This is a genomic window from Stenotrophomonas pictorum JCM 9942 (assembly GCF_001431585.1).
Taxonomy (GTDB): Bacteria; Pseudomonadota; Gammaproteobacteria; order Xanthomonadales; family Xanthomonadaceae; genus Stenotrophomonas; species Stenotrophomonas pictorum.
The window spans coordinates 67,539-85,303 of record NZ_LLXS01000005.1 but is presented as its reverse complement, the minus strand read 5'-3'; the positions used below and the strand labels follow the sequence as shown (position 1 = coordinate 85,303).

At 66.9% G+C, this 17,765-nt stretch carries 11 protein-coding genes and 1 pseudogene; 9 read left to right on the top strand and 3 right to left on the bottom strand.

What is annotated here, in order from left to right; all coding sequences use genetic code 11:
* The first annotated feature begins 49 nt into the window (after positions 1-49).
* The 9 genes from ilvC (at position 50) to gdhA (ending at position 10,341) form a co-directional block, all read left to right on the top strand.
* Positions 50-1,024 (top strand): ketol-acid reductoisomerase, encoded by a 975-nt coding sequence (ilvC, locus tag ARC78_RS01590; protein WP_054658905.1) that lies wholly within the window; start codon positions 50-52, stop codon positions 1,022-1,024.
* Positions 1,025-1,063: 39 nt separating this feature from the next.
* Positions 1,064-2,791, top strand: coding sequence for an acetolactate synthase 2 catalytic subunit (gene ilvG, locus ARC78_RS01585; RefSeq protein ID WP_057505592.1), 1,728 nt, complete (start codon positions 1,064-1,066; stop codon positions 2,789-2,791).
* The gene (locus ARC78_RS01580; RefSeq protein ID WP_054658906.1) at positions 2,775-3,026 is read left to right on the top strand and encodes an ACT domain-containing protein; all 252 of its coding nucleotides are present in this window, start codon (positions 2,775-2,777) and stop codon (positions 3,024-3,026) included. The genes ilvG and ARC78_RS01580 overlap by 17 nt, the downstream gene beginning before the upstream one ends.
* Before the next feature lie 111 nt (positions 3,027-3,137).
* Positions 3,138-4,238, top strand: a complete 1,101-nt coding sequence (locus ARC78_RS01575; RefSeq protein WP_057505591.1) for a threonine dehydratase — start codon at positions 3,138-3,140, stop codon at positions 4,236-4,238.
* The gene (locus ARC78_RS01570; RefSeq protein ID WP_057505590.1) at positions 4,235-5,791 is read left to right on the top strand and encodes a 2-isopropylmalate synthase; all 1,557 of its coding nucleotides are present in this window, start codon (positions 4,235-4,237) and stop codon (positions 5,789-5,791) included. Before ARC78_RS01575 ends, ARC78_RS01570 begins: the two co-directional genes overlap by 4 nt.
* 35 nt (positions 5,792-5,826) lie before the next feature.
* Positions 5,827-7,245 (top strand): 3-isopropylmalate dehydratase large subunit, encoded by a 1,419-nt coding sequence (gene leuC / locus ARC78_RS01565; protein ID WP_054657435.1) that lies wholly within the window; start codon positions 5,827-5,829, stop codon positions 7,243-7,245.
* Positions 7,245-7,823, top strand: coding sequence for a 3-isopropylmalate dehydratase small subunit (gene leuD / locus ARC78_RS01560; protein WP_054657433.1), 579 nt, complete (start codon positions 7,245-7,247; stop codon positions 7,821-7,823). The genes leuC and leuD overlap by 1 nt, the downstream gene beginning before the upstream one ends.
* On the top strand, positions 7,813-8,874 hold the full coding sequence (leuB, locus tag ARC78_RS01555) for a 3-isopropylmalate dehydrogenase (RefSeq protein WP_057505589.1): 1,062 nt from the start codon (positions 7,813-7,815) through the stop codon (positions 8,872-8,874). Before leuD ends, leuB begins: the two co-directional genes overlap by 11 nt.
* Positions 8,875-8,997: 123 nt before the next feature.
* A complete protein-coding gene (gene gdhA / locus ARC78_RS01550) occupies positions 8,998-10,341 on the top strand; it encodes an NADP-specific glutamate dehydrogenase (protein WP_054657431.1) in 1,344 nt (447 codons plus the stop codon).
* 31 nt (positions 10,342-10,372) lie between these two features.
* Here gdhA and ARC78_RS01545 read toward each other — a convergent pair whose 3' ends face one another.
* The 3 genes and pseudogenes from ARC78_RS01545 to ARC78_RS01535 form a co-directional block, all read right to left on the bottom strand.
* On the bottom strand, positions 10,373-13,258 hold the full coding sequence (locus tag ARC78_RS01545; protein WP_057505588.1) for a ligand-binding sensor domain-containing diguanylate cyclase: 2,886 nt from the start codon (positions 13,256-13,258) through the stop codon (positions 10,373-10,375).
* Positions 13,259-13,431: 173 nt separating this feature from the next.
* Positions 13,432-16,593 (bottom strand): efflux RND transporter permease subunit, encoded by a 3,162-nt coding sequence (locus tag ARC78_RS01540; RefSeq protein WP_057505587.1) that lies wholly within the window; start codon positions 16,591-16,593, stop codon positions 13,432-13,434.
* 3 nt (positions 16,594-16,596) lie between these two features.
* Positions 16,597-17,721: pseudogene (locus ARC78_RS01535) on the bottom strand (efflux RND transporter periplasmic adaptor subunit).
* Between the last annotated feature and the right edge of the window lie 44 nt (positions 17,722-17,765).

Below are 17,765 nucleotides of genomic sequence, written 5' to 3'. Positions count from 1 at the left end.
GCCGTTTTCATTTCTGCAGTCTCTCTTCATTGCAAGGAACCCAAGCACCATGAGCACCAACGAACTGCCCCAGATCAAAATCGCCGTCGTCGGTTACGGCAGCCAGGGCCGCGCCCATGCCATGAACCTGCGTGAATCCGGCTTCGACGTGGTCGTCGGCCTGCGCGCTGGTGGCCCCACCGAGGTCAAAGCCCAGGCCGACGGCTTCACCGTCAAGAGCCCGGCCGAAGCGGTCAAGGACGCCGATCTGGTCGCCGTGCTGACCCCGGACATGGTGCAGAAGAAGCTGTACAACGAGGTGCTGGCGCCGAACATGAAGCAGGGCGCCTGCCTGCTGTTCGCGCACGGCCTGAACGTGCACTTCGGCATGATCGAGCCGCGCGCCGATCTGGACGTGGTGCTGGTCGCACCGAAGGGCCCGGGCGCACTGGTGCGTCGCGAGTATGAGATCGGCCGTGGCGTGCCGTGCATCTATGCGGTCCACCAGGACAAGAGCGGCAAGGCCGAGCAGCTGGCGCTGGCCTACGCCGCCGGGCTGGGCGGCGCCCGCGCCAACATCATCAAGACCACCTTCAAGGAAGAGACCGAAACCGACCTGTTCGGCGAGCAGGCCGTGCTGTGCGGCGGTGCCTCGGCGCTGGTGCAGGCCGGCTTCGAGACGCTGGTGGAAGCCGGCTACCAGCCGGAAATCGCCTACTACGAAGTGCTGCACGAACTGAAGCTGATCGTGGACCTGTTCTACGAAGGCGGCATCACCCGCATGCTGGAGTTCATCTCCGAAACCGCCCAGTACGGCGATTTCGTCTCCGGCCCGCGCGTGATCGACGCCTCGGTGAAGGCACGCATGAAGGACGTGCTGACCGACATCCAGAACGGCACCTTCACCCGGAACTGGGAAGCCGAGTACGAAGCCGGGCTGCCGAACTACAGGAAGTTCCAGCAGGCCGACATGGACCATCCGATCGAAAAGGTGGGCAAGGAGCTCCGCGCCAAGATGGTCTGGCTGCAAGCACAGAACGCGTAACCCCGCGGTCCCCCACCCGCAACAGGCAAAGGTCGCTGCATGAACACATCCACCCCCGGTGCGCCGCGCAATGGCGCACGCTGGCTGACGCAGGCCCTGGAAGCCGAAGGCGTGCAAACGCTGTTCGGCTACCCGGGCGGCACCATCATGCCGTTCTACGACGCATTGGTGGACTCCAGCCTCAAGCACATCCTGGTACGCCACGAGCAGGGCGCGGCGCTGGCCGCCAACGGTTACGCCCGCGCAAGCGGCAAGGTCGGTGTCTGCGTGGCCACCTCCGGCCCCGGTGCGTCCAACCTGGTCACCGGTATCGCCGATGCGATGCTCGATTCGGTACCGATGGTGTGCCTGACCGGCCAGGTCGGCACCCCGCTACTGGGTACCGATGCGTTCCAGGAACTGGATGTGTTCGGCATGACCATGCCGATCGTCAAGCACAGCTGGCTGGTGCGCAGTGTCGAGGAACTGCCACAGGTGGTGGCCGAAGCATTCCGTGTCGCCCGCGAAGGACGGCCCGGTCCGGTGCTGATCGACCTGCCCAAGGACGTGCAGCTGGCCGATGCCTCGCATCTGCCCGATCACAGGCCGGCCACGGTGGATCCGGTGCCGGCGCCGGAGGCGGAGCGTCTGGCCGCGGCGATCGAACTGATCGCCGCGGCCGAGAAGCCCGTCATCTACGGCGGCGGCGGCATCGGCTTGGCCGATGCGGTCGGCGAGTTCCGCCAGTTCGTCGAAGCCTCCGGTATTCCGACCGTGCTGACCCTGCGTGGTCTGGGCGCGCTGCCGGCCAATCATCCGCAGTACCTGGGCATGCTCGGCATGCACGGCACCCGGGCGGCCAACATGGCGGTGCAGGAATCGGACCTGCTGATCGTGGTCGGCGCCCGTTTCGATGATCGCGCCACCGGCAAGCTGACCGAGTTCGCCCCTTTCGCCCGCGTCATCCACCTGGATGCCGATGCCTATGAGATCGCCAAGCTGCGCAGCGTCGATGTCGCCATTCCAGGCAATGTCGCCACCGCGCTGCGGGCACTGACTCCCCTGCGCGGCAACTGCAACGCCTGGCGCGCCCGCTGCGCGGCCAACCGCGAGAAGTTCACCGCCCGCTACGACGCCCCAGGCCAGGACATCTACGCGCCGGCGCTGCTCAAGCGGCTGAGCGAAGTGGCGCCAGCCGACACCGTGATCGCCTGCGACGTCGGCCAGCACCAGATGTGGGTGGCGCAGCATTGCCGCTTCAACCACCCGCGCAACCACCTGACCTCTGGCGCGCTGGGCACGATGGGCTTCGGCCTTCCGGCGGCGATGGGCGCACAGTTCGCCTGCCCGGAGCGCACCGTGGTGCTGGTCTCCGGCGATGGCAGTTTCATGATGAACGTGCAGGAGCTGGTCACCATCGCCCGCTGCCGCCTGCCGGTGAAGATCGTGCTGCTGGACAACTCCTCGCTGGGCATGGTGCGCCAGTGGCAGGAACTGTTCTTCGCCGAGCGTTACAGCGAGATCGACCTGTCCGACAACCCGGATTTCGCCGCGCTGGCGCAGGTGTTCGGCATTCCCGCCACCCGCATCACCCAGCGCGCGCAGGTCGAGGATGCGCTGGCCGCGCTGCTGGACACGCCCGGCCCGGCACTGCTGCATGTGTCCATCGATGCCCGCGCCAATGTCTGGCCACTGGTGCCGCCCAACAACGCCAACAGCACCATGCTCGACAGCAACCCCGCCCACGCCAAGGCAACGCAGGAGAGTTCCAATGCAATACCGGCTTGACCTGGTGCTGAAGCCGGCCGAAGGCGCGCTGGTGCGCGTGATCGGCATGGTCGAACGCCGTGGTTTTTCGCCCAGCAACATCGCCGGCAACCGCAACGCCGACGATGCCGGCCGCTGGCATGTGCAGATGGACATCCATGGCACACGTCCGCCGGAAACGCTGTGCCACCAGCTGCGCAAGGTTTACGACTGCGAATCGGTACAGGTGGTACCGGTAGCGGGTACCCCGGTATGAGCAGCGAGGTAAGTGGCGTACCGGTAGTACGCCGCCGCCGCCTGCGGAGGCGTCTTCTTCCATCCGGGCATCGGCAACGCGGCCCGTCCGTCCGCGGTGACGGCCACGTACATGGCTGACCGTGGCCGCCCCGTTGCAACTGCCGCGTACGCTGGCGACATCCACGTCAGCGTCGCCGATGTGCTGGCCGCCCAGGCGCGTCTGCGCCGCTTCCTGCCGCCCACCCCGCTGCACTATGCCGAGCGTTTCGGCACCTGGTTGAAGCTGGAAAACCTGCAGCGCACCGGCTCCTACAAGGTCCGGGGCGCGCTCAACGCGATGCTGGCGGCGCTGGAGCGCGGCGACGAACGCACCGTGATCTGCGCCTCCGCGGGTAATCATGCCCAGGGCGTGGCCTGGGCTTCGCACCGGCTGGGCGTGCAGGCCATCACGGTGATGCCGCACGGCGCACCGGCCACCAAGATTGCCGGCGTCCAGCACTGGGGCGCCACCGTGCGCCAGCACGGCAACAGCTACGACGAAGCCTTCGCCTTCGCCCGCGAGCTGGCCGAACAGAACGGCTACCGCTTTCTGTCCGCCTTCGATGATCCGGACGTGATCGCCGGCCAGGGCACGCTGGGCATCGAGCTGGCCCCGCATGCCCCGGACGTGGTGATCGTGCCGATCGGCGGTGGCGGCCTGGCCTCCGGCGTGGCGCTGGCCCTGAAGTCGCAGGGCGTGCGCATCATCGGGGCCCAGGTCGAGGGCGTCGATTCGATGGCCCGGGCGATCCGCGGCGATGTGCGCGAAATCGATCCGGTGCCGACCCTGGCCGACGGGGTCAAGGTCAAGATTCCCGGCTTCATCACCCGCCGCCTGTGCGCCAGCCTGCTCGACGACGTGGTCATCGTGCGCGAGGCCGAGCTGCGTGAAACCCTGGTGCGGCTGGCGCTGGAAGAACACCTGATCGCCGAAGGCGCCGGTGCGCTGGCCCTGGCCGCCGGTCGCCGCGTGGCCGGCAAGCGCAAGTGCGCGGTGGTGTCCGGCGGCAACATCGATGCCGCGGTGCTGTCCATGCTGCTGTCGGAAGTCCGACCGCGCCCGCCGCGCAAGCCGCGGCAACGCAATACCGAGCGACTTAGAAGCCGCGCCGTCATACCGGCCTCGCGCACCGCCAAAGCCGACATCCCCAATCTTTCCGTTACCGCCGCAGTCGAGGAGACCCTCTGGTGAATACTCCAACCAACAACACCCCGCGAATTACCATCTTCGACACGACCCTGCGTGACGGTGAGCAATCACCCGGCTGCAGCATGACGCCACCGCAGAAGCTGGTGATGGCAAGGGCGCTGGCGGAACTGGGCGTGGACGTGATCGAAACCGGCTTCCCCGCAAGTTCGCAGTCCGACCGCGACGCCATGGCCCTGATCGGCCGCGAAGTGCGCCAGCCGGTGCTGGCGGTGCTGTCGCGCTGTCTGGCCGGCGATATCGAAACCTCGGTCAAGGCGCTGGAGGCTGCAGCACGCCCGCGCCTGCACGTGTTCCTGTCGACCAGCCCGCTGCATCGCGAGCACAAGCTGCGCATGAGCCGGGAGCAGGTGCTGGAATCGGTGCACAGGCATGTGAGCATGGCGCGCGGCTATCTGGATGACATCGAGTTCTCCGCCGAAGACGCCACCCGCACCGAACTGGACTTCCTGACCGAAGTCGCCCAGGTCGCCATCGCTGCCGGCGCAAGCACCATCAACCTGCCCGACACCGTCGGCTTCACCACGCCGGAAGAAATCCGTGCGATGTTCCAGCATGTCATCGCCAATGCGGCCGGTGCCGACAAAGTGGTGTTCAGCACCCACTGCCACAATGACCTGGGTCTGGCGGTAGCCAACTCGCTGGCCGCGATCGAAGGAGGGGCGCGCCAGGTGGAAGGCTCGATCAACGGCATCGGCGAGCGCGCCGGCAACTGCGCGCTGGAAGAAATCGCGATGGTGCTGAAAGTCCGCAACGCCTTCTACAACAACTTCGATACCGGCTTCGACACCCGCCGCATCGTGCCCACCTCGCAGCTGCTGCAGCGCCTGGTCGGCATGCCGGTCCAGCGCAACAAGGCCATCGTCGGCGCCAACGCCTTCGCGCACGAGTCCGGCATCCACCAGCACGGCATGCTGCGCAACCGCAACACCTACGAGATCATGCGTCCAGAAGACGTGGGCTGGGAATCCTCGCAGATGGTGCTGGGCCGCCACAGCGGCCGCGCCGCGGTCGAGGCACGGCTGCGGGCGCTGGGCTACCTGCTGGAAGAGGAAGAGCTGAAGCTGGTCTTCGAGCAGTTCAAGGCCCTGTGCGAGCAGCAGCGGGTGGTCACCGATGCCGACCTGCAGACCCTGATGCAGGGCACCTCCAGCAGCGACGGCTACCGCCTGGCCTCGATGACCATCAGCGACGTCGGCAGCCGCGCCAATGCGCTGGTCGAGCTGTCCGATCCGGAAGGCAACCGCGTGTCCGAGACCGCACAGGGCGATGGCCCGGTCGATGCGCTGTTCTCGGCGCTGTCGGCGGCCACCGGCGTGCAACTGACCCTGGACAGCTACCATGTGCACAGTGTCGGCATCGGTGCCGATGCGCGCGGTGAGGCCAACCTGAGCGTGCGCCACGAAGGCGAGATCCTCGAAGGCACCGGCACCAGCCGCGACATCATCGAAGCCAGCGCACTTGCCTGGCTGGATGTCACCAATCGCCTGCTGCGCCATCGCGAAAGCAGCACCTGCGAGGAAGCCGTCAGCGCCTGAGCGCGACGGCAGAACATAGGCAACGGAACGAACTGATGAGCGCCGCACCCAAAACCCTGTACGACAAACTGTGGGATGCCCACGTCGTGGTCCCCGAATCCGACAGCGCGCCGGCCGTGCTGTATATCGACCTGCACCTGATCCATGAAGTGACCTCGCCGCAGGCCTTCACCGAGCTGCGCGAGCGCGGGCTGAAGCCGCGCCGGCCGGATCGCACCAAGGCGACGATGGACCACTCCACGCCGACCCTGCCGGCCGGTCCGGACGGCACGCTGCCCTACGCCAGCAAGGCCTCCGAAGCGCAGGTCGAAACCCTCGCCAAGAACTGCGCCGAATACGGCATCGAACTGTTCGACATGGCCTCGGCCAGCCGTGGCATCGTCCACGTCATCGCCCCGGAGCAGGGCTTCACCCAGCCAGGCATGACCATCGTCTGTGGTGACAGCCACACCTCCACCCACGGCGCGTTCGGCGCGCTGGCCTTCGGTATCGGCACCAGCGAAGTCGGCCATGTGCTGGCCACGCAGTGCCTGCTGCAGCGCAAAGCCAGGACCATGGCCATCACCGTCGATGGCGAACTGGCCCCGGGCGTGGGCGCCAAGGACGTGGTGCTGCATATCATCGGCGTGATCGGGGTCAACGGCGGCACCGGCCATGTGCTGGAATTCCGCGGCTCGGCAATCCGCGCGATGGACATGGAGCAGCGCATGACCCTGTGCAACATGTCGATCGAAGCCGGCGCCCGCGCCGGCATGGTCGCACCGGACCAGGTCACCTTCGACTGGATTGCCAGGACCCCGCGCGGCCCCAAGGACGCCGACTTCGACAAGGCCGTGGCGTACTGGGCGTCGTTAAACAGTGACGAGGCCGCGCACTTCGACAGCGAAGTCCATATCGATGCCGGCGACATCCGTCCGACCCTGACCTGGGGCACACATCCCGGAACCGCGATCGCGGTGGATGCGCCGATCCCGGCCGCCAACGACGCCGCCGCGCAGAAGGGCCTGGATTACATGAAATTCGAAGCCGGCCACAGTTTGATCGGCACGCCGGTGGACGTGGTGTTCGTTGGTTCCTGCACCAATGGCCGGCTGAGCGACATGCGCGAAGTGGCACAGGTGCTGCGCGGCCGCCGCATCGCCGATGGCGTGCGCATGCTGGTGGTGCCGGGCTCGGAAATCGTCAAACGCGAGGCCGAGGCCGAAGGCATCCACGAAGTTGTGCGTGCGGCCGGTGCTGAATGGCGCGAGCCGGGCTGCTCGATGTGCATCGCCATGAACGGCGATCTGGTGGCCCCCGGCCAGCTGGCGGTGAGCACCAGCAACCGCAATTTCGAAGGACGTCAGGGCCCCGGTTCGCGTACCTTGCTGGCATCGCCGATGAGCGCGGCGTGGGCGGCGGTGAACGGCCGTGTCGCCGACCCGCGTGAGCTGTTTGCCAAGGAGGTGGCGTGATGGCCGCACTGACCCGCATCGTTTCGCGCAGCGTGGTGCTGCGCCAGACCAATATCGACACCGACCAGATCATCCCGGCGCGTTTCCTGTCCACCACCGAGCGTGCCGGTCTGGGCAAGCATGCGTTCAACGACTGGCGCTGGCAGGCCGATGGCTCGCCGAACCCGGAATTCGCCTTCAACCAGCCGCAGAACGCCGGGCGTTCGATCCTGCTGGCCGGGCGCAACTTCGGCTGCGGCTCCTCGCGCGAACATGCGCCGTGGGCGCTGACCGATCTGGGACTGAGCGCCATCGTCAGCAGCGAGATCGCCGATATCTTCCGTGGCAACGCGCTGAAGAACGGGCTGCTGCCGATTGTGCTGGACGAGGCCGACGTGCAAGCGCTGATGCAGAACCCGGATGACGAGCTGACCGTGGATGTGGCCGCGCGCGAGCTGCGCACTTCCAGCGGCAAGGCCTATCCGTTCCCGCTGGACGGCTTCTCGCAGACCTGCCTGCTCGAAGGCGTTGACCAGCTGGGTTACCTGCTGGGCCGTACGACTGAAATCGAACGTTACGAGAGTGAACATGCACGCTGAAATCGTCGTATTGCCGGGTGACGGCATCGGCCCTGAAATCACCGCCGCCGCGGTCGATGTGCTCAAAGCCATCGCCACCCGCTTCGGCCACAGCTTGAACTTTGTCGAACACGATATCGGCGGCATCGCCATCGACACGTACGGCCAGCCGTTGCCGCCGGCCACGCTGGAGGCCTGCCGCAAGGCCGATGCGGTGCTGCTCGGCGCCGTGGGTGGCCCCAAGTGGTCCGATCCCAATGCCAAGGTACGTCCGGAGCAGGGCCTGCTGGCCATTCGCAAGGCGCTGGGGTTGTTCGCCAACCTGCGTCCGGTGCGTACCCATCCCGCGGCGTTGCACGCCTCGCCGATCAAGGCCGAGCTGCTGCAGGACGTGGACTTCGTGGTCGTGCGCGAGCTCACCGGCGGCATCTATTTCGGCGACAAGACCCGCGATGCCGACAGCGCCAGCGATCTGTGCCGCTACACCACGGTCGAAATCGAACGCGTGCTGCGCAGCGCCTTCCGTCTTGCCCAGCAACGTCGCGGCAAGCTGACCTCGGTGGACAAGGCCAATGTGCTGGAAACCTCGCGGCTGTGGCGGGACATCGCCGCCCGCATCGGCCGCGAGGAATTCCCGGACGTGGAACTGGAACACCAGCTGGTCGATTCGATGGCCATGCACCTGATCGCCAAGCCGCGCGCCTACGATGTGATCGTCACCGAGAACATGTTCGGCGACATCCTCACCGACGAAGCCTCGATGCTGGCCGGCTCGCTGGGCCTGCTGCCGTCGGCCTCGCTCGGCGAACAGGGCCAGGTCGGCATCTTTGAGCCGATCCATGGCTCGGCCCCGGATATCGCCGGCAAGGGGATCGCCAACCCCTACGCCACCATTCTCAGCGCGGCCATGCTGCTGCGCCACTCGCTGGGACTGGAGGCCGAGGCGGCCGCCATCGAGCAGGCGGTCAGCGCCGCGCTGGATGCGGGCCATTTCACCGCCGACCTGGCGGCACAGGGACAGGCGCTGTCCACGCAACGGGCCGCGCAGGCGGTGCTTGCGCAGCTGAACTAGCTTTACCTGGACGCGGCCATAGGCCGCGTCTTTGTTCTGGCGGCCCGTTTCCGCCCGGTGGATTGAACGCTCCCTCCACATTTGGACTTGTTGCTTCAAGTCCCTCTCCTGAAAGGAACGCCCTTGAAATATCGCACTCCCGACGACTTCCTGGCCCATGTGGCCAAGCGCGACCCTTACCAGCCCGAATTCCTGCAGGCGGCAAAGGAAGTGATGCTCAGCCTGTGGCCGTTCCTGCAGCAGAATCCCAAGTACCTGCAGTACGGCATGCTGGAACGGCTGGTCGAGCCCGAACGCGTGATCCAGTTCCGCGTGACCTGGACGGACGACCACGGCCAGACCCACGTCAATCGCGCCTGGCGCGTACAGCACAGCTCGGCGATCGGTTCGTTCAAGGGCGGCATGCGCTTTCATCCCTCGGTCAACCTGTCGATCCTGAAGTTCCTGGCGTTCGAGCAGACCTTCAAGAACGCACTGACCACCCTGCCGATGGGGGGCGGCAAGGGCGGCGCGGATTTCGATCCCAAAGGCAAGAGCGACGGCGAAGTGATGCGCTTCTGCCAGGCGCTGATGCTGGAGCTGCACCGCCATCTCGGCCCCAACACCGATGTGCCAGCCGGGGATATCGGGGTGGGCGCACGCGAAGTCGGCTTCATGGCCGGCATGATGAAGAAACTCAGCAACGATGCCTCGTGTGTGTTCACCGGCAAGGGCCTGGCCTACGGTGGCAGCCTGATGCGCCCGGAGGCCACCGGTTATGGCACGGTCTACTTCGTCGAGCAGATGCTGCACCATGCCCGACGCCAGACCCATGGGGCCAAGGTGCTGGTATCCGGCTCGGGCAACGTTGCCCAGTACGCTGCCGCCAAGGCGGCCGATCTGGGCGCGCGCGTGCTCACTTTCTCCGACTCCGGCGGCACGCTGTATGCACGCGATGGTTTCGATGAGCAGGGCCTGCTGGATGTGATGGCATTGAAGAACGAGCGTCGTGGCCGCCTGGCCGAGCTGGCCGACGATCCCCGCTTCGAATTCCTGGTCGACCGCCGGCCCTGGCACATCCCGGCCGATATCGCCCTGCCCTGCGCGACCCAGAACGAGCTGGACGAAACCGATGCGCGCACCCTGGTCCACAACGGCGTGCTGTGCGTGGCCGAAGGCGCCAACATGCCCTCGACGCTGGAGGCGGTGGAGGTGTTCCTGCAGGCCGGCACGCTGTATGCACCCGGCAAGGCCAGCAATGCCGGCGGCGTGGCCACCTCGGGCCTGGAGATGTCACAGAACGCGCTGCGACTGTCCTGGCGTCACGCCGATGTCGATGAACGCCTGCACGTGATCATGAAGGAGATCCACGCCAACTGCGTGCAACATGGCGTGCGCAAAGATGGCAGCGTCAACTATGTCGACGGCGCCAATATCGCCGGTTTCGTCAAAGTGGCCGACGCGATGCTGGCCCAGGGCCTGTACTGACCCGTGCGGATCGCGTCCTGGCCCGGAACGCTCAGGACAGGACGCGATTGCGGCCCGTATTCTTGGCCCGGTACAGCTGTCGATCCGCAGCGGCGATCAGCGTGTGCGTCGTCTCCTGCTCCGGCCCGCGCTCGGCGGCACCGATACTGACCGTGATCGTCGCCTCCGCATCCACATCCTCCAGCCGCAGACGCGCAACCCGCGTACGCAGCGCCTGCAGCACCGGCAACGCCTCGCTCAACCCCATTCCGCGCAGCACGATCAGGAATTCCTCGCCACCATGGCGGGAGATGAACTGCCCCTCGCCCAGCTGCAACTGCAACAGCCACGCCACATCCCGCAGCACACGATCACCCACCTCGTGGCCGTAGACGTCATTGATGCGTTTGAAGTGGTCGATATCGACCAGCGCCACGGTCAACGGCGAGGCCGGATCGTCACGCAAGGCCAGCTGCAGATGCGCGTCGGCGGCGCGACGGTTCGGCAATCCGGTCAACGCATCGTGGGTGGCCTGATGGGCCAGCCGTTTCAGCAGCGCGTCCCGTTCGGCATCGGCCTGCTCCAGCGCCCGGTTTTTCTCGCTCAGCTCCTGCGTCCTCACCGCGATCTCGTCATCGAGTTGCCGCTGCCGGCGTCGATAGCTGGCCGTCCGCCAGCTGATGAGTGCCACTACCAGGCCGATCAGCGCCAGCGCCAGCAGGGCCAGTGCCCAGGGCCGCCGCCAGTAGGGCGTGGCCACTTCCAGCGTCAATACGGTCTCGCCAATCCGCGCGGCATCGGCCCAGTCCAGCGGCAGCGCCATCGCCTGTATGCGCAGCCGGTAACTGCCCGGTGGAAGGTTGGTGTAGACCGCTTCGGTGCGTGTATCGGCGTCTACCCAGTCCGCGTCGAAACCCTCCAGCCGGTAGCGGTAGCGCATCTTGTCCGGCGCGCGGAAGCCCAGCCCGCTGTAGGCGACCCCGATGCGTTCGACCTCGCTGGGAAGCTGGTAGCGCTCACGCATCTGCTGCTGCGCGCCATCGACGATGACGCTCTCGATGGCAACCGGCGCGGTCTGCAGACGCTGCTGTCCCACGCGTTGCGGATCGATCACGGCCAAGCCGCCCGATGTCGCAAACAGCAGCTGTCCCTGGCCGGTCATCCAGCTGGACGGTGAGGAGGCGCCGTTGGTCTGGCGGCTGGGCATGCCGTCGGTATGATCCACGACGTGGACCGCCAGCTGCGCACGCGCGCCGGCCGCCACGCCGACCAGATCATTGCGATCCAGGCGGAACACACCTTGATTGCTGGACAGCCACAGATGGTTCTGCCCGTCATCGAGAATGCGGAAGATCTTGTCGCGCGGCAGCCCGCGGGCGTGATCGAAGGCCTGGATCGACAATCCCCGACGCCGCAGCAGGCCATGGTCGGTCGCGATCCACAGGTCGCCGTTGGCATCGCCCAGGAAGTCGAACACGTACCGCGCCGGGAAATCGGCCGCGTTTGCCGGCCATACCCGGAGCTTTTGCGCCGCATCGAGCGAGGCCATGCCGTTGCTGGTGCCGATCCACAATACGCCGGCCTGATCACGGTACAGCGCATGCACCGCCGCCGCTGGCGGCAAGCCGTCCAGCGTCCCGTAGTGGCGCAGGCTACCGTGACGGTACCGGTACAACCCGTCGGCGCAACCAATCCACACGGTGCCATCGGCCTCGGCCAGCAGCGCGCGCACGAGCGGCTGCACGAGTCCCGGCAGCGTCACCCGCTGCTGGATACGCCCGTTGCTGTCCAGCGCGAACACGCCCTGGTTGTAGGTGCCTACCCATAGGGTTTGGTCGCGTTGGGCCAGCGCCAGCACCGAAGCATCGCGCTGCGCATCCGCAAGCAGCGGCACCTTGGCCAGTTGCCCGTTGTACTGGCGCTCCAGCCCTTCGGAATGGCCGATCCAGATCGCTCCATCGGGGGTCTGCATCACCGCGCGAATATAGTTCGAGCGCAGGCCATCGGCGACTGTCAGCCCGCTGGCCGCCCCCTCGTCGATCCGGAACAGGCCATCGGTGCTACCCGACCACACCAGTCCCTCACGATCGATCATCAGCGCCGGACTGACCTGGCCATGCACCGGCAGGCGCTCGACCACGCCATCGGCATAACGTTCGAGCCGGCCTGCGGACAGACTCATCCACAGCGCACCGGCAGCATCGCGGCGCACCGCGTCCACCCGCTCGCCGCGTTTGAGGTGTTCGACGCGACCGTTGCCGTGCAGCCAGTGGATACCGTCATCGGCCGCCACAACCCAGCCGCCGGCACCATCGTCGACCAGATCGCGCACGCGCCATGCCTGGCTGTTGCGCCACGGCTGCAGGCGTTGCTGCGCAAGACGGAAGATCCCCACCTCGGTGGCGATCAGCATGCCGCCACTCGGGTCATGGCGCAGCGCGGTGACCGGTACGACAGGCAAGCCCATCGCCGCGCTGGCGTCTTCCAGCACACCACTCACCGAGAGCCGCAGCAGACGTTCATTGGTGGCGATCCACAGCGAGCCATCGTGGTCACGCAGCATCGCCACCACCGACAACTGCCGGGCATCGGCGCCGCCCAGCGGCTGCCACGCCCCCTTGTGATAGCGATAGACCCCGTCGGAAGCGGTTCCGAACAGCATCGCGCCATCGGCCTCGGCAAGGATGCTCAGGATTCCGGACAACTCCACCCCGGGGGTGTTCTGCCGGTCGAAGACGGTAAAGCTGCGGCCGTTGAAACGGACCACACCTTCCCAGGTCCCGATCCAGATGAAGCCGTCCGTGCCCTGCGCCAGCGACTGCACCAGGTTGTGCGGCAGCCCCTGCGCCATGTCCCAGCTGGCGACGGTGTGCCGGCCGGCCTGGGCCCATGACGGGAAAAAGCCGGCGACCACCAGCACCAGCGTGACCAGCCACACCCGCGTCCACCGCCGCGCCGGCGCGCACGGTTGGCAGGAGTACCGATCACGTGGGGAAATCGCCAAACCCGCCTCCTGCAGGCACGCCGGCGGTGCACCGGCGTGCCAATCTAACATTCGCCGTGCCCGGCTCCCTGCGGCGCGGGACACAGGGGCCGGAGATCATCGTCGATTCAGCTGCCGGCTTCGTCCGGGCGTACCCGGAACCAGGCCGCGTACAGCGCCGGCAGGAACACCAGGGTCAGCACCGTGCCGACAATCAAGCCGCCCATGATCGAGATCGCCATCGAGCCGTAGAAAGCGCTGCGCGAGAGCGGGATCATCGCCAGCACCGCCGCCAGGGCGGTCAGTACGATCGGCCGGAAGCGGCGCACGGTGGCATCGATGATCGCGTGCCAGCGGTCATGCCCGGCGTCGATGTCCTGCTGGATCTGGTCGATCAGGATCACCGAGTTGCGCATGATCATGCCGGCCAAGGCGATCGTTCCGAGCATCGCCACGAACCCGAACGGCACCCGGAACAGCAGCAGGAACAGGGTTGCGCCGATAATGCCCAGCGGTGCGGTCACCAGCACCATCGCCGCCCGCGAGAAACTGCGCAGCTGCAGCATCAGCAAAGTCGCCACCACCGCCAGGAACAGCGGCAAGCCGGCCTTGATCGAGTCCTGGCCGCGCGCCGAATCCTCCACCGTGCCGCCCGTTTCCAGCAGGTAGCCGTCCGGCAGCGCCTCGCGGATCTTCGCCAGCGTCGGCACGATCTGCTCCACCACGCCCACCGGCTGGGTGCCGTCGCCGATATCGGCGCGCACGGTGACCGTGGGCAGGCGGTCGCGATGCCAGATGATCCCGTCCTCGAAGGTGGATTCCAGCCTCGCCACCTGCGACAGCGGCACCGACGTGCCACCCGCCGTGGGAATGGCCAGGCTGGCGAGCATGTCCAGCTGCGTACGTTCGTCATCCGGTCCGCGCAGCAGCATGCCGATCTGGCGGTTGCCTTCGCGGTAGGTGCTCACGCTCATGCCCGACAGCGAGCTGGTCAGGAACTGGGCGATCTGCGCGCTGCTCACGCCCAGCACGCGGGCGCGCTCCTGGTCCACCACCAGCCGCACCACCTTGCTCGGTTCGGACCAGTTGAGGTTGACGTTGGTGGTATGCGGGTTCTCGCGCACCTTCGCCATCACCTGGCGGGCGATGGCCTGGACCCGGTCGATGTGCTCGCCAGAGACGCGGAACTGCACCGGATAGCCCACCGGCGGGCCGTTCTCCAGCCGGGTGACACGCAGCTGCACGTCGCCGAACTGCGGCACGACCTCATCGATCAGCCACTGGCGCACGTCTTCGCGCGCCTGGATGTCATCGGCCAGCACCACGAACTGGGCGAAATTGGTCGCCGGCAACTGCTGGTCCAGCGGCAGGTAGAAGCGCGGCGACCCGCTGCCGACATAGCCGACGAAATTGGCGATGCCGGGGCGCTGCTTGAGCAACGCCTCGAACTTCTCCGCCTGCGCCTGGGTGGCCTTCAGCGAGGCGCCCTCGGCCAGTTCGATATCCACCATCAGTTCCGGCCGGGTCGAATCCGGGAAGAACTGCTGTGGCACGAAGCGGAACATCACCAGCGAGAACACGAACAGGCCGATGGTGGCGAAGATCACCAGCCAGCGCCGGCGCAGACAGGCGTCGAGGAAGCGGCGGAAGCGCTGGTAGAACGCGCTCTTGTACGGGTCATGGTCGTGCGCCAGCTGTCTGGGCTTGATCAGGTTGGCCAGCGCCGGGTTGCGGTCGGCCCAGCGCAGCCGCAGCGCATGCCAGCGTCCGGCAAGGCTGCCCGGCTTGGGCGGCTGCGGGTTGTGCAGGTCCGGCAGCATCTTGTCACCCAGGTAAGGGATGAACAGCACCGCCGCGATCCACGACACCACCAGCGCGATGGTCACCACCTGGAACAGCGAGCGCGTGTACTCGCCCGTGCTCGAGGCGGCCGTGGCGATCGGCAGGAAACCGGCGGCGGTGATCAGCGTGCCGGTCAGCATCGGGAAGGCGGTGCTGGTCCAGGCGAAACTGGCCGCACGCAGGCGGTCGTAGCCCTGCTCCATCTTGGTGGCCATCATCTCCACCGCGATGATCGCGTCATCCACCAGCAGGCCCAGCGCCAGCACCAGCGCGCCAAGTGAAATCTTGTGCAGGCCGATATCGAAGTAGTGCATGACGAAGAAGGTCATCGCCAGCACCAGCGGAATGGTCACACCCACCACCAGCCCGGTGCGTAGCCCCAGCGAGAAGAAGCTCACCAGCAGCACGATGATCACCGCCTCGGCCAGCACCTGCACGAACTCGCCGACCGATTCCTCCACCGCATGCGGCTGGTCGGACACCTTGCGCAGCTCCATCCCCGCCGGCAGGGTCTTCTGCAAGCGCCCGAACTCGGCATCCAGCGTCGCGCCCAGCTGGAGGATGTCGCCGCCCTGCTTCATCGCCACGGCGATACCGATCGCCTCCTCGCCCATGAAGCGCATCTTCGGCGAGGCCGGATCGGCGAAGCCGCGTTTGACCTGGGCGATATCGCCCAGATGGATCGTGCGGTCGCCCGCCTGGATCGGGAACTGCCTGATCGCCTCGACCGAGTCGAACTGACCGCTCACACGCAGCTGCACGCGGTCGCTGAAGGTTTCAAAGAAGCTGGCCGGTGCCACCGCGTTCTGCTGCGCCAGCGCCTGCTGTACCTGCTGCAGCGAGATGCCCAGCGTGGCCAGCTTGGTGTTGGACAGCTCGATCCAGATCTTCTCGTCCTGCAGGCCGAGCAGATCCACCTTGCCCACATCGGCCACGCGCTGCAGCTCCAGCTGGATGCGATCGGCGTAGTCGCGCATCAGCGCGTAATCGAAGCCCTTGCCGGTCAGCGCGTAGATGTTGCCGAAGGTGTCGCCGAACTCGTCATTGAAAAATGGCCCCACGGCTTCGGCCGGCAACGTGCCGCGGATGTCGCCGACCTTCTTGCGCACCTGGTAGAACAGCTCGGGCACATCCTTGGAGCGCATCGAATCGCGCGCCATGAAGATCACCTGTGATTCGCCCGGTCGCGAGTACGACTGGATGAACTCGTACTGCCCGGTGTTCATCAGCGCCTTCTCGATCGGCTCGGTCACCTGCCGCGAGACCTGCTCGGCGGTGGCACCTGGCCACATCGTCTGCACCACCATCGCCTTGAAGGTGAACGGTGGATCCTCGGACTGGCCGAGATGCTTGTAGGACCATGCGCCGATGACCGCCATGGCGATCATCACGAAGAGCACCAGCGGGCGGTTGTTGAGCGCCCATTCGGAAAGATTGAAGCGGCGCACGCCTCACTCCCCCTGCTTGGCGGCAGCAGCCGGCGCGATCACCGGCTGGTTCTTGCGGTCCACCGCGATCACCGCCTGTCCTTCGCGCAGCAGATGGCCGCCAGCGGCCACCACCCAGTCATCGGCCTTCAACCCCGACAACACCGGAACGTCCTGCGCGCCATAGGCGCCCAGCGACACCGCGCGCGCCTGCAAGGTGGCGCTGGCCGGATCCACCACCCAGACGCTGGCCTGTTGCGCTGATTTGCCCTGTTGCACGGCCGCCAGCGGCACCGTCAATCCCGCGTTCTTTTCATGGGCGATGAACACCCGCGCGCTCTGTCCCAGCTCGACCTGGCCCCATGCCTCCGGCGCCAGACCCACGCGGGTGGCATAGGTGCGCGCCTAGGCATCGGCCGCCGGTGCAATCTCGCGGATGCTGCCCGGCCACCGCCGGCCCGGCTGGTTCCACAACTCGACCTGCACCGCCTGGCCGACGCTGTAGTCACGGATGCCGCTTTCCGGCAGCGCAATGGCGACCTCGCGCGCGCCGGCGGCCGCCAGCGTGTAGACCGTCTGTCCGGCGGCGAGCACCTGTCCGGCCTCGGCCTGGCGGCTGGCGATCACGCCGTCTTCGGGAGCGCGCAATTCCGCGTAGGCGGCCTGATTGCGGGCGACCTCCAGATTGGAGCGGGCCGCGTTGGCCTGGGCCTGCGCGGCCTTGAATGCCGCAGTCTGCGCATCCAGCGCCGAGCGGCTCACCAGCTGCTGCGCAGCCAGCGTCTCGTAGCGCTTCTGTTCGTCCCGGGCACGCACCAGATCCGCCTCGGCCGCCGCGTACTGCGCCTGCGCGGCGCGGGCCTGCAAGGCGTAATCGGCCACATCCAGCTCGGCCAGCAGCTGCCCCCGCTTTACCTGATCGCCCGCATCGACATGCCGGCGCAGCAGCTTGCCGCCGACCCGGAACGAAAGCGCCGTTTCCTCGCGGGCCCGTACCTCACCCGGGAAAGCACTGATGCCCGCCCCCACGCTGTCGCCGGGATGCACCACCAGCACGGGAACCGGCGCCACCGGCGCGGGTTCGGACTTTCCACAGGCACCAAGCACGGCCAGCAGCAGGATGACGCCAATCCATCGAACGTTTTTCATCGGAGGGGTCGCAGAAGCGGGAGGAAAGGGAAGCGGCCGGGACG